We start from the raw sequence: 12,535 nt of genomic DNA, 5'->3' as shown, positions 1-12,535 counted from the left end.
CCGTCACTGTAGCGACAGGCCCGCTTAATGGCAATCAGACTTGCGTCAATATGCCTCATCCAGACCAACAAAGTGCTGGATGGCACCAGCTTTGCCGGTGTTCGCGGGTAAACCCGCTCCTACAGGCGAAATGCCTCAGTCCGGTTGAGGCGCAAGCGCTGCACGCAGGCTTTCGATGGCTGAATCACGGGCTTCGGCGCTGTCGAACTGCGGCCCGTCGGCAACTTGTTCGCCGTTCAGCCACAGGCCGAAGCCCAGGCCTTCGACGCGCACATCTGCCTCGCCACCTTGCTGCAACTGCTTGCTAACGGCGCCGGCGCTCTTGCCGTCGGCGAAACTGCGCGAAAGCAGCAGTTGTTCACCGTCAGCGGCCAGCAGGCGGAAGCGGAAGCTGCCGTCTTCATCGCGGAAGCTGACGAAACGCGCGCTCTTGGCGGCCTTTTTCTTCACTTCGGTGCTGGCCTGCACGCTGCTGCGGAACGAACGCAGGCCAACGGCCTCGCGCAGCTGCTCGAGGAACGGCGTGGCGATCTTGCGGGCTTTGGCGGCACCGGCCAGCAGGATATCTTCCAGGTCCGCCGGGCGGGCGATCAGCTGATGGTAGTACTCGCGCTTCTCGGCCAACTGGCCGTCCAGCAGCTGGAACAGGCGCTGCTTGGCCTCCCCCCAACCCAGGCCCTGTAGCAGCTCTTCACGGAACTCGGCGCACTGCGCCGGCGTCGAGAAGGCCTGGTACAGGGTGAACAGATGCGCGTTGTCCGGGTCTTTCGCTTCGCCAGGCGCACGCGAGTCGGTGACGATGCGCGAGATGGCGTCTTTCATTTCCTTGGCGCTGGTGAACAGCGGGATGGTGTTGTCGTAGCTCTTGGACATCTTGCGCCCGTCCAGGCCCGGCAGGGTCGCCACGCTCTCCTCGATCACCGCTTCCGGCAGGGCGAAGAAGTCCTTGCCCTGGCCGAACAGGTGGTTGAAACGCTGGCCAATGTCGCGGGCCATTTCCACGTGCTGGATCTGGTCACGGCCGACAGGCACCTTGTTGGCGTTGAACATCAGGATGTCCGCGGCCATGAGCACCGGGTAGCTGTACAGGCCCATGGTCACGCCGGCATCCGGGTCTTCGCCGTTTTCCAGGTTCTTGTCCACCGAGGCCTTGTAGGCGTGCGCGCGGTTGAGCAGGCCCTTGGCGCTGACGCAGGTCAGCAGCCAGGTCAGTTCGGGGATTTCCGGGATATCGGACTGGCGGTAGAAGGTGACCTTGTCCGGATCGAGACCACCGGCCAGCCAAGTGGCGGCGATTTCCAGGCGCGAACGCTGGATGCGCAGCGGGTCGTCGCACTTGATCAGGGCGTGGTAGTCGGCCAGGAAGTAGAACGAGTCGACACCGGGCTGCTGGCTGGCACGGATCGCCGGGCGGATGGCGCCGGCGTAGTTGCCCAGGTGCGGAGTGCCGGTGGTGGTGATACCGGTAAGAATGCGCGTGGTCATGGGTGTTCGCTTATTCAGGCTTGGCTCAGTTCGAAAGGCGCGGCAGCAGCAGATCCTTCAGATCGGTCAGCTTGCCATGGAAGAAGTGTCCGCATTCTGCCACTTTCAGCAGCTCATGGGGGCGCGACAGGCTGTCGGACCAATCGTAAACCAGCTGCGGCGCGACGACTTCGTCGGCGTCCGGCTGCACCACGGTAATCGGGCAGCGCTGCGGCAAGGGGAATTCCGCCGTCAGGCGCATGACCGCCGGGGCGATCATGAACAGCTGCTGCAGCTCTACCCCGGCGGCCTCCAGGCGGCCGGCCAGGCTGATGGCGACGAAGCCACCGAACGAGAAGCCCATCAGCACCAGCGGCAGGCCCAGATGCTTTTCGCGCAGCCAGGCCGCAGCGGCCTCGGCATCGTCCACCTCGCCAGCGCCCATGTCATGGGTGCCGGCGCTCTGCCCGACGCCACGATAGTTGAACCGCAATGTCACGTAACCGGCATCACGGGCAGTGCGTTGCAGGGTCGAGACCACCTTGTTGAGCATGGTGCCGCCCTGGACAGGGTTGGGGTGGCAGATCAGCACCGCACCACGTGCGTTGGCCACATCCAGATACAAGGCTTCCAGCTGGCCGCTGGGGCCATCGATGAACAAGGGGGTTTCGCGGACAAGCAAGGCACTACTCCGTGACCTCGGGAGGGGTCGATTCGTCTAGGTGAGGAATTCTGTTCTGATTTGCGATCGCTCGCGGTATACAGCGCAGGTCTGAGCCGTTAACGTAAAGCAAAGCCGTTTATAGAGGAAGGACTCGTGGAACTCTCGCTCCTTGTTTGGTTGTTGCCGACCCTGGCCCTGGTCATCGGCGTGGTGGTCGGTTTCGTCGTCGCTCGCCTGCTGCCCAATGCCGCGCCGAGCAGCACCCAGCGTCAGCTGGATGATATCCAGAAGCGTTTCGACAGCTACCAGAACGAAGTGGTCACCCACTTCAACAGCACTGCCGTGCTGGTCAAGAAACTGACCCAGAGCTACCAGGACGTCCAGGATCACCTGGCCGACGGCGCCAATACCTTGGCCCTCGACGACGTGACCCGTCAGCGCCTGCTGGCCGCCCTGCATTCCGAAGGCAGCCAGGGCCCACGTGACCGCCTGACCCCTCCGAAAGACACCGCCGAAGTGCCGCGCGACTACGCGCCGAAAGCGCCGAACTCGCCGGGCATGCTCGACGAGAGCTACGGGCTCAAGCGCTGATCTGCCGAACATGAACAAGGCCTCGCAAGAGGCCTTTTTTGTGGGCTGGATTCACTGGCCTCTTCGAGGGTGAACCCGCTCCTACAGGGTCGGCGCAGGTTTCAAATACTACGCCTGACCCGCGAAGAGACCGGCCCAGGCAACCTAGCTGCAAGCCTCCAGCGCCTGCTCGACATCCGCCAGCAGGTCCTCCACATCTTCCAACCCCACCGACAAGCGCACCAGCCCCTCCGATATCCCGTGATGCGCCCGCTCCTGCGGCGTATAGCTGGAATGGGTCATGCTCGCCGGGTGCTGCGCCAGTGACTCGGCATCGCCCAAGCTCACCGCCCGGGCAAACAGTTGCAGGGCATTCATGAACCTGCGCCCGGCCTCGATACCCCCTTTGAGCTCGAATGCGATCATCCCGCCCGGCAAACGCATCTGCCGCTGCGCCAGCTCGTACTGGGCAAACGACGGCAACCCCGGGTAGTGAATCAGCTCCACCTGCGGCTGCCGAGCCAGAAACTCCGCCAGATGCTGGGCATTGGCACTATGGCGGTCCATGCGCAGGGCCAGGGTCTTGATCCCGCGCATCAGCAGCGCTGCATCGTGGGGCGACAGCACCGCCCCGGTCATGTCCTTCAGCCCTTCCAGGCGAATGCAGTCGACCAACGCCTTGCGCCCCACCACCAGCCCGGCAGTGATATCACCGTGGCCACTGAGGTACTTGGTCGCCGAATGCACCACCAGGTCCGCCCCCAGCTCCAGCGGCCGCTGCAGGTAGGGTGTGCAGTAGGTGTTGTCGACCACCACATGCACATCATGCCCGCGCACCGCCTCGGCCACCGCAGCGATATCCACCAGCTGCATGTTGGGGTTGGCCGGCGTTTCGAAATAGATCATCCGCGTTTTGCTGTTGATCGCCGCTTTCAGGGCTTTGGCATCGTTCAGGTCTACATGGCGGATCTTCACCCCGAATTCGCCAATGCCATGGTGAAGGAAGGCAAAGGTGCAGCCGTACAAAGTACGCCCGACGATCAGCTCATCACCGGGGCGCAGCAGGGTCCAGATCGTCGAGGTGATGGCCCCCATGCCCGATGCCAGTGCCAACCCCGCCTCACCGCCCTCCAGCGAGGCCATGCGCTGTTCCAGCAGGGCCAGGGTAGGGTTGGAGATGCGACTGTAGAAATGCCCAGGCTCCTCCCCGGCAAAGCACGCAGCGCCGTATTCCACGGTGGGGAAGGCATAAGTAGCGGTCTGGTACACCGGCGGCACCAGGGCGCCACCGTGGGAAAGCGGGTCGTAGCCATGGTGAATGGCCCGTGTGGAAAAACCGGTGTTGTTATGGGAGTCGCGCATGGCAACAGCCTCTTGTGGTTTGCTATAAGCTTATGCCACCGAGCTGCCCGAATTTTTCCAAAATGACCCACGCATACGCGTGCTTTCTGGAACAAAAACAACAATTACCGGACCAGGAGGGCAAAACATGCCTTCAAGCCTCGACCGCACCGACCGCGCCCTGCTCGCTGCCCTGCAGGACAACGCCCGCCTCACCGTTGCCGAACTTGCCGACCAGGTAGCGCTGACCACCTCGCCGTGCTGGCGGCGGGTCAAATTGCTGGAGGACAACGGCTACATCACCGGCTACCAGGCCATCCTGTCGCCCAAGTCGCTGGGGTTTGGCGTGACCGCGTTCGTCAGCATCATGATGGACTCGCACACCAAGGACATGGCGCTGGCGTTCGAGCAGCGGCTGATGGAAATTCCCGAGATTGTCGCCTGCCACAACATCTCCGGGCGCTACGACTTCTTGCTGGAGATTCTGGCGCGGGATCTGGAGTCGTTTGGGGAGTTCACCCGGGAAGTGCTGCAGCGGTTGCCGGGGGTGAAGGAGATCTATTCGAGCTTTTCCTATAAGGCGGTGAAGGAACGGCGGGTAATTCCGGTATCGGAAAAACATATTTGAACTGACTATCGTCACGGAAATGGCACTTCGTTGCCCGATTCGACTCGACATTTTTTTATAGGGCAACTTTTCGGTTTTTTATGGTGCTCGACCTGATAGACGCTTGAAATGTTACAGCGAACACCAGGCACTCCTCGCAGATCAGCGCCTGGCTTGCTCTGTCCAGCGACTAGTGCGAGGTGCTGGATTTTTCCAGAGCCGTTATTCGACGATCCAGTTCGCGAACAGATTCGATCAACGGCGCAACCAGCTTTTCGTAATCCACTGTCAGCAGGCCGTCCTTTTCATGTACCAGCTCCGGATAGATCTTCTGCACATCCTGGGCGATCACACCGATATCATCTCGACCGGACTCTTTCCACTTCATCCGCACGCCGTGAATCTTCAACAGGGTGTCGGTGGAATTCAGCAGTTCCTTTACATCCGTCTTCAGGCGTGCATCACTGAACGGGCAGCATTTGGAACCCAAGTCGGCACTTGCCGAGCCCGATAACCCAACAGCCAATATCAGTGTCAATGCTGCAAAATGGTTGGTGATTTTCACCGTTGCGTCTCCTTGATTGTAGGAGCACACAGGGTGAGTGAACGGTCTTCTACGCAATAGTCGGACTTCTTGCTTGTTAGCGCAGGAAAAGGCAATGCGCCTCTAGTTACCCCATAAAAAAACCCGCCGAAGCGGGTTTTCTCTTGCAGTCTGGCGCTTAGATCGCGCCACGCTGACGCAGCACGTCCAGCACCTGTTTCACGCCCTCGTCCACGCTGGTGGCCTGGGTGTCGATCACAAGGTCTGCGTCCAGCGGCACATCGTACGGGAAGCTTTCGCCCGGGATGTTGTCGCCACCAGCAGCGTACAAGCCTTGCGGGTCACGCTCACGGCAGGCCAGCGGCGAGGCCTGGACGTAAACGGTCACCAGGCGCTCCTTGCCGATCAACGCCTTGGCCTGTTCGCGGCCTTCGGCATCCGGGGCCACGAACGCTGCCAGGGTCAGCAGACCGGCTTCGTTGAACTGGCGCGCCACATGGGCGGCGCGGCGCCAGTTCTCGGTGCGGCCGGCGCGGTCCTGTGGCAAGCCCTTGTTCAGGTCGTGGCGCAGGTTCTGGCCGTCGAGCACGTACACCGCACGGCCCATGTCGAACAGCTTGCGCTCCACGGCGTAGGCCAACGTGCTCTTGCCAGCGCCGGACAGGCCGCTGAACAACACGGTGGCAGGCTGCTGGCCGAAGCGCAGGGCACGCTCTTCTGTGGCCACATGGCACAGCTTGCCATGATGGCCGGTGCTGCCGTGCGGCAGGACTGGAGGGGCGATGATCATGCCAGCGCCAACGGTGCCATTGGTCAGGCGGTCGATGACGATGAACGCACCAGTAGTGCGGTTGCTGTCGTAACCGTCCAGAGCGATCGAGGCGTCCAGGGACACCTTGACGCGGCCGATTTCGTTCAGCTGTAGCGCGCTGGCAGCGCCCTGCTCCAGAGTGTTCACATCAACCTTGTGGGTGATGCTGGCAATCGAGCCCGGTACGTAGCTGGTGGCGCGCTTGATGTCGTATTTCTTGCCCGGGAGCATCGGTTCCTCGGCCATCCACACCAGCATGGCGTCGAACTGGTCGGTGACCGGCGGGACGTTGTCGGCATGCACCAGCAGGTCGCCACGGGAGATGTCGATCTCGTCTTCCATGGTCAGGGTCACGGCCTGGCCAGGGCCTGCGTTTTCCAGCTCGCCTTCGTAGGTGACGATGGACTTGACGCGGCTGCTCTTGCCCGACGGCAGCACGACGATTTCGTCGCCCTTGTGCACCACACCGCTGGCGATGGTGCCGGCGAAGCCACGGAAGTTCAGGTTCGGACGGTTGACGTACTGCACCGGGAAGCGCAGGTCGGTGAAGTTGCGGTCGGCCGACACTTCGACGGTTTCGAGGATTTCCATCAGCGTAGGGCCGGCGTACCACGGCGAACGCTCGCTATGGTTGACCACGTTGTCGCCCTTGAGCGCCGACATCGGCACGAAATGCAGGCTGCTCGGGGTCAGCTTGATGGCTTCGGCGAACTTCAGATAGTCGGCCTTGATCGACTCGAAGACATCCTGATCGAAGCCCTTGAGGTCCATCTTGTTGACCGCGACCACGATATGCTTGATGCCCAGCAACGAGGCAATGTAGCTGTGGCGGCGAGTCTGGGTCTGCACGCCGTAGCGGGCGTCGACCAGGATGATCGCCAGGTCGCAGGTGGACGCACCGGTAGCCATGTTGCGGGTGTACTGCTCATGGCCTGGGGTGTCGGCAATGATGAACTTGCGCTTGGCGGTGGAGAAGTAGCGGTAGGCGACATCGATGGTGATGCCCTGCTCGCGCTCGGCCTGCAGACCGTCGACCAGCAGTGCCAGGTCGACTTCCTCCCCGGTGGTGCCGACTTTCTTCGAATCACGGGTGATGGCCTCGAGGTGGTCCTCGTAGATCATCTTCGAGTCGTGCAGCAGGCGCCCGATCAGGGTGCTCTTGCCATCGTCGACGTTGCCGCAGGTCAGGAAGCGCAGCAGTTCCTTGCGCTCGTGCTGGGCCAGGTAGGCGAGGATGTCCTCGCTGATCAGATCAGATTGGTGCGACATGGAGTAACCCTGAAATTAGAAGTAGCCTTGGCGTTTCTTGTCTTCCATGGAACCGGCGCCATCGTGGTCGATGACACGGCCCTGGCGTTCGGACGTACGGGTCAGGAGCATTTCCTGGATGATGTCCGTCAGGGTCTCGGCTTCCGACTCGACAGCACCCGTCAATGGGTAGCAGCCGAGGGTACGGAAACGCACCTTCTTCTTGACGATGCGCGCTTTCTCTTCGTCGGTGAGATGTTCGAGGATGCGCTCGTCGTCGATCATGATCAGGGTGCCGTTCTTCTCGATCACTTCACGCTCGGCGGCAAAGTACAGCGGCACGATCGGGATGCCTTCGAGGTAGATGTACTGCCAGATGTCCAGTTCGGTCCAGTTCGACAGCGGGAAGACGCGGATCGACTCGCCCTTGTTGACCTTGCCGTTGTAAACGTTCCACAGTTCCGGGCGCTGGTTCTTCGGGTCCCAGCGGTGCTTGCTGTCACGGAACGAGTACACGCGCTCCTTGGCCCGCGATTTCTCTTCGTCGCGGCGCGCACCACCGAAGGCGGCATCGAAACCATGCTTGTCCAGCGCCTGCTTCAGGCCCTGGGTCTTCATGATGTCGGTGTGCTTGGAGCTGCCATGGGTGAACGGGTTGATGCCCTGCGCCACACCCTCGGGGTTGACGTGGGTGATCAGCTCCAGGCCCATTTCCTCGACCATCTTGTCGCGGAAGCTGTACATCTCCTGGAATTTCCACTGAGTGTCGACGTGCATCACCGGGAACGGCAACTTGCCCGGGAAGAAGGCCTTGCGCGCCAGGTGCAGCATCACGGCGGAATCCTTGCCGATCGAGTACAGCATCACCGGGTTGTCGAACTCGGCGGCCACCTCGCGGATGATGTGGATGCTCTCCGCCTCCAGCTGTTTCAAGTGCGTCAGTTTGTCGACCATGGCTACTCACGAAAAACGATCTTATGGACGGCCTGCGGGCCGTGTTCGAGCGAGCCACTTTATCACAGCGGCTGCTTCTATTTAGGAGGCTGGCTAGATCGAAAAAGTCTAACGATATGACTGGGGGTTTGGGCTGGAATTGGGGCCGCTCTGCGGCCCTTCGCGGGCACGCCCGCTCCCACAGGTGCAGCGGAGCCCTTGTGGGAGCGGGCGCGCCCGCGAAGAAGGCGACGCCGATGTCAGATCGGGTTCGGGCAATCGATGAACAGGTGCTCCACGGCAAAGCGCCGCGCCAGGTAATCCCCCAGCGCCTGCACCCCATACCGCTCGGTGGCGTGGTGCCCGGCGGCAATGAAGCTGACACCATTCTCGCGAGCACTATGGTAGGTCTGCTCCGACGCCTCGCCGGTCAGGTAAAGGTCTACCCCGGCCGCGATCGCGGTGTCGATGTAGCCCTGCCCGCCCCCCGTGCACCAGCCGACCCGGCGAATCATCAGCTCACCTTCGACCAGCAGAGGCTCACGCCCCAGCACCTCACGCACCCGTCGGGCAAAGTCGAGCGCGGTCATCGGCTCGGCCAGCGAGCCGACCAGGCCGACCACCTTGGGGTTCTCCGGGTCCAGCGGCCCTTCGACGGTGATGTCCAGCTGCCGCGCCAGTTGCACGTTGTTGCCCACGTCCGGGTGCACATCCAGCGGCAGGTGGAACGCCAGCAGGCTGATGTCGTTGTTCAACAGGGTCTTCAGCCGGCGCTGCCGGATGCCGGTGATGCAAGGGTTCTCACCCTTCCAGAAGTAGCCATGGTGCACCAGCACCAGGTCGGCCTCGGCCTCGACCGCCGCATCCAGCAGCGCCTGGCTGGCGGTAACGCCGCTGACGATTCGGCTGACCTGCGGCCGGCCTTCGACCTGCAGGCCATTGGGGCAATAATCCTGGATCTTCGCGCTGCCCAGGTAACGCTCGGCTTCCTCGACCAGGGTGTTCAGAGCGACGGCCATGAAAATCTCCTCGAAATCTGCGTTTTTCTCGGGCACAACGCCCATGCAACGCCCGTATAATGCCGGCCATTATGGGCCGTCGCCGGCACTGGGGGAACCGGTGTATGATCGCGCGCGCTCATGCCCCACCGCACGGTCACCGTCCCCGGCTCTTTCCAGGATTCATTCATGTTCAAGGCTTTGCGTTATTTTGGCTGGCCCCTGCTTACCGGCGTACTGATCGCCATGCTGATCATCCAGCGCTTCCCGGAGTGGGTCGGCCTCCCCAGCCAGGACGTCAACCTCCAGCAGGCGCCGCAGACCTCGCGGATCATGCAGGGCCCGGTATCCTACGCCGACGCCGTGACCCTGGCCGCCCCGGCGGTGGTCAACCTGTACACCACAAAGGTGGTGAACAAGAGCGCCCACCCGCTGTTCGAAGACCCGCAGTTCCGCCGTTTCTTCGGTGACAACCTGCCCAAGCAGCGCCGCTGGGAATCAAGCCTGGGCTCGGCGGTGATCATGAGCCCCGAGGGCTACCTGCTGACCAACAACCACGTCACCAGCGGCGCCGATCAGATCGTCGTAGCCCTGAAGGATGGCCGCGAAACCCTGGCCCGGGTCATCGGCAGCGACCCGGAGACCGACCTTGCGGTGCTGAAGATCGACCTGAAGAGCCTGCCGGCGATCACCATCGGCCGCTCCGACAACATTCACATCGGCGACGTGTCGTTGGCCATCGGCAACCCGTTCGGGGTCGGCCAGACCGTGACCATGGGCATCATCAGCGCCACTGGCCGCAACCAGCTGGGCCTGAACAACTACGAAGACTTCATTCAGACCGACGCCGCGATCAACCCGGGCAACTCTGGTGGTGCGCTGGTGGATGCCAACGGCAACCTGATCGGTATCAACACGGCGATCTTCTCCAAGTCCGGCGGTTCACAGGGCATCGGCTTCGCCATCCCGGTGAAACTGGCACTGGAGGTGATGAAGTCGATCATCGAGCACGGCCAGGTGATCCGTGGCTGGCTGGGCATCGAAGTGCAGCCGCTGAGCCAGGAACTGGCTGAATCGTTCGGCATGAAGGACCGCCCGGGCATCGTGGTGGCGGGTATCTTCCGCGAAGGGCCGGCGGCCAAGGCCGGGCTGCAGCTGGGTGACGTGATCCTGAGCATCAACGGCGAGCCGGCCGGCGATGGCCGCAAGTCGATGAACCAGGTGGCGCGGATCAAGCCCAACGAGAAGATCACCATCGAAGTGATGCGCAATGGGCAGCAGCTTAAGCTGATCGCCGAGGTGGGGCTGCGGCCGCCACCGGCGCCGGCAGTCGCCAAGGAAGAGAAGTAAGGCTTCGATCTGGTCTCCAGGGGCTGCTTCGCAGCACAAGGCTGCTCCTGCAAGAGGCGGCGAAATTCGCTTTTGTAGGAGCAGCCTTGTGCTGCAAATGGGCCGCAAAGCGGCCCCAATAGCATCAATGCAGGATCTGGCTCAGGAACAACTTGGTCCGGTCACTGCGCGGCCGGTCGAAGAAGTCATCCGGCGCCGCCTGCTCGACGATCTCGCCCTTGTCCATGAAGATCACCCGGTTCGCCACGGTCCGGGCAAAGCCCATCTCGTGGGTCACGCAGAGCATGGTCATGCCATCCTCGGCCAGGCCCACCATGGTATCGAGCACTTCCTTGACCATTTCCGGGTCCAGCGCCGAGGTCGGCTCGTCGAACAGCATGATTTTCGGCTTCATGCACAACGCGCGGGCAATCGCCACACGCTGCTGCTGGCCACCGGACAACTGCCCTGGGTACTTGTGCGCCTGCTCCGGAATACGCACCCGCTCCAGATAGTGCATGGCAATTTCCTCGGCCTTGCGCCGTGGCATCTTGCGCACCCACATCGGCGCCAGGGTGCAGTTTTCCAGGATGCTCAGGTGCGGGAACAGATTGAAGTGCTGGAACACCATGCCCACTTCGCGGCGAATGGCCTCGATCTGCTTGAGATCGTTGGTCAGCTCCACACCATCGACCACGATGCGCCCCTGCTGGTGCTCTTCCAGGCGGTTGAGGCAACGGATGGTGGTGGATTTGCCCGAGCCGGACGGCCCGCACAGCACGATGCGCTCGCCCTGGCGCACGTTCAGGTTGATGTCCTTGAGCACATGGAACTGGCCGTACCACTTGTTCACGCCCTGCATCTGGATGATGCCTTCGGGGCCGGCAGGCTGCTTGATCGCTTCACTCATTTCGAAACTCCTAACGCTTGTGGCCAGTGTCCAGCTTGCGCTCCAGATGCATGGAGTAGCGGGACATACCGAAACAGAAAATCCAGAACACCAGGGCGGCGAACACGTAGCCCTCGGTAGCCATGCCCAGCCAGGCCGGGTCGGCGGCGGCTTGCTTGACGCTGTTCAGCAGGTCGAACAGGCCGATGATGATCACCAGGCTGGTGTCCTTGAACAAGGCAATGAAGGTGTTGACGATGCCGGGGATCACCAGCTTGAGCGCCTGCGGCAGAATCACCAGGCCCATCGCCCGCCAGTAGCCCAGGCCCATGGCCGCGGCAGCTTCGTACTGGCCCTTGGGGATGGCCTGCAGGCCACCACGCACCACCTCGGCGATGTACGCCGACTGGAACAGGATCACGCCGATCATCGCCCGCAACAGCTTGTCGAAGCTCATGCCCTCAGGCAGGAACAACGGCAGCATCACCGATGACATGAACAGCACGGTGATCAGCGGCACGCCACGCCAGAACTCGATGAAGGTCACGCACACCACCTTCACCGCCGGCATCTTCGAGCGCCGCCCCAAGGCCAGCAGGATGCCCAGCGGCAATGCGCCGACAATGCCCACGGTGGCGATCACCAGGGTCAGCATCAGCCCGCCCCACTGGCTGGTCGGTACGTTTTCCAGGCCCAGCACGCCCCCGTGCAGGAGGGTGTAGGCCAGCAGCGGGTACAGCACCAGAAAGCCCAGGCCGTAGAAGGCCTTGCGTGGGAAACGCTTGATGAACAGCGGCGCGGCGCCAAGCACGGCAAGCCACACGGTGAGGTCCACGCGCCAGCGCAACTCGGCCGGGTAGTAGCCATACATGAACTGGCCGAAGCGCTGCTGCACGAACACCCAGCAGGCGCCCTCCTTGGTGCAGTCGGCGCGTGTGGTGCCGACCCAGTTGGCGTCAAGCAACGCCCACTGCAGCAGCGGTGGCACGATCAGCCATACCAGGTAGATGGCAAACAGGGTGAGCAGCGTGTTGAGCCAGCTGGAGAACAGATTGGCACGCATCCATGCGAGCACGCCGACGGTTTTCACCGGTGGCGGCATGTCAGGTTTGAAAACATGGGCATTCACGGGCGTAT

At 62.3% G+C, this 12,535-nt stretch carries 12 protein-coding genes; 3 read left to right on the top strand and 9 right to left on the bottom strand.

What is annotated here, in order from left to right; all coding sequences use genetic code 11:
* Positions 1–135 precede the first annotated feature (135 nt).
* Positions 136–1,485 carry a tryptophan--tRNA ligase gene (locus tag CAF92_RS14350; RefSeq protein ID WP_046616508.1) on the bottom strand — a complete coding sequence of 450 codons (1,350 nt, stop codon included), beginning with the start codon at positions 1,483–1,485 and terminating at the stop codon, positions 136–138.
* Between the two features lie 25 nt (positions 1,486–1,510).
* Positions 1,511–2,146 carry an alpha/beta hydrolase gene (locus CAF92_RS14345; protein ID WP_085601201.1) on the bottom strand — a complete coding sequence of 212 codons (636 nt, stop codon included), beginning with the start codon at positions 2,144–2,146 and terminating at the stop codon, positions 1,511–1,513.
* Between the two features lie 135 nt (positions 2,147–2,281).
* Between CAF92_RS14345 and CAF92_RS14340 the strand changes: the two genes are divergently transcribed.
* A complete protein-coding gene (locus CAF92_RS14340) occupies positions 2,282–2,719 on the top strand; it encodes a YhcB family protein (protein WP_025340565.1) in 438 nt (145 codons plus the stop codon).
* Between the two features lie 144 nt (positions 2,720–2,863).
* On the opposite strand, the gene CAF92_RS14335 is transcribed toward CAF92_RS14340, so the two are convergent.
* Entirely contained in the window at positions 2,864–4,060 is a 1,197-nt protein-coding gene (locus CAF92_RS14335) for a methionine gamma-lyase (RefSeq protein ID WP_085601200.1), read from the bottom strand.
* Positions 4,061–4,187: 127 nt separating this feature from the next.
* Between CAF92_RS14335 and CAF92_RS14330 the strand changes: the two genes are divergently transcribed.
* Positions 4,188–4,667: an Lrp/AsnC family transcriptional regulator gene (locus tag CAF92_RS14330; RefSeq protein WP_016498026.1), complete on the top strand. Its 480-nt coding sequence runs from the start codon at positions 4,188–4,190 to the stop codon at positions 4,665–4,667.
* A 169-nt stretch (positions 4,668–4,836) separates the two neighbouring features.
* Here the strand turns inward: CAF92_RS14330 and CAF92_RS14325 are convergent, their stop codons facing one another.
* From CAF92_RS14325 to CAF92_RS14310, 4 genes are all read right to left on the bottom strand, one after another.
* The gene (locus CAF92_RS14325) at positions 4,837–5,211 is read right to left on the bottom strand and encodes a tail fiber domain-containing protein (protein ID WP_256573750.1); all 375 of its coding nucleotides are present in this window, start codon (positions 5,209–5,211) and stop codon (positions 4,837–4,839) included.
* A gap of 157 nt (positions 5,212–5,368) precedes the next feature.
* Entirely contained in the window at positions 5,369–7,270 is a 1,902-nt protein-coding gene (cysN, locus tag CAF92_RS14320) for a sulfate adenylyltransferase subunit CysN (protein ID WP_046616504.1), read from the bottom strand.
* 15 nt (positions 7,271–7,285) lie between these two features.
* Entirely contained in the window at positions 7,286–8,203 is a 918-nt protein-coding gene (cysD, locus tag CAF92_RS14315) for a sulfate adenylyltransferase subunit CysD (protein ID WP_013974136.1), read from the bottom strand.
* Between the two features lie 239 nt (positions 8,204–8,442).
* Positions 8,443–9,201, bottom strand: a complete 759-nt coding sequence (locus tag CAF92_RS14310; RefSeq protein WP_085601198.1) for a Nif3-like dinuclear metal center hexameric protein — start codon at positions 9,199–9,201, stop codon at positions 8,443–8,445.
* A 168-nt stretch (positions 9,202–9,369) separates the two neighbouring features.
* On the opposite strand from CAF92_RS14310, the gene algW reads away from it, so the two are divergent.
* Positions 9,370–10,530, top strand: coding sequence for a Do family serine endopeptidase AlgW (algW, locus tag CAF92_RS14305; RefSeq protein WP_046616502.1), 1,161 nt, complete (start codon positions 9,370–9,372; stop codon positions 10,528–10,530).
* 124 nt (positions 10,531–10,654) lie between these two features.
* Here algW and CAF92_RS14300 read toward each other — a convergent pair whose 3' ends face one another.
* The gene (locus tag CAF92_RS14300; RefSeq protein WP_003251792.1) at positions 10,655–11,419 is read right to left on the bottom strand and encodes an amino acid ABC transporter ATP-binding protein; all 765 of its coding nucleotides are present in this window, start codon (positions 11,417–11,419) and stop codon (positions 10,655–10,657) included.
* A gap of 10 nt (positions 11,420–11,429) precedes the next feature.
* Positions 11,430–12,527 (bottom strand): amino acid ABC transporter permease, encoded by a 1,098-nt coding sequence (locus tag CAF92_RS14295; RefSeq protein WP_046616500.1) that lies wholly within the window; start codon positions 12,525–12,527, stop codon positions 11,430–11,432.
* Positions 12,528–12,535: the final 8 nt, after the last annotated feature.

The sequence above is a fragment of the Pseudomonas sp. B10(2017) genome (genome assembly GCF_002113295.1).
GTDB lineage: Bacteria > Pseudomonadota > Gammaproteobacteria > Pseudomonadales > Pseudomonadaceae > Aquipseudomonas > Aquipseudomonas pudica.
The sequence above is the reverse complement of the archived record's forward strand: the minus strand, read 5'-3'. Positions and strand labels throughout refer to the sequence as shown.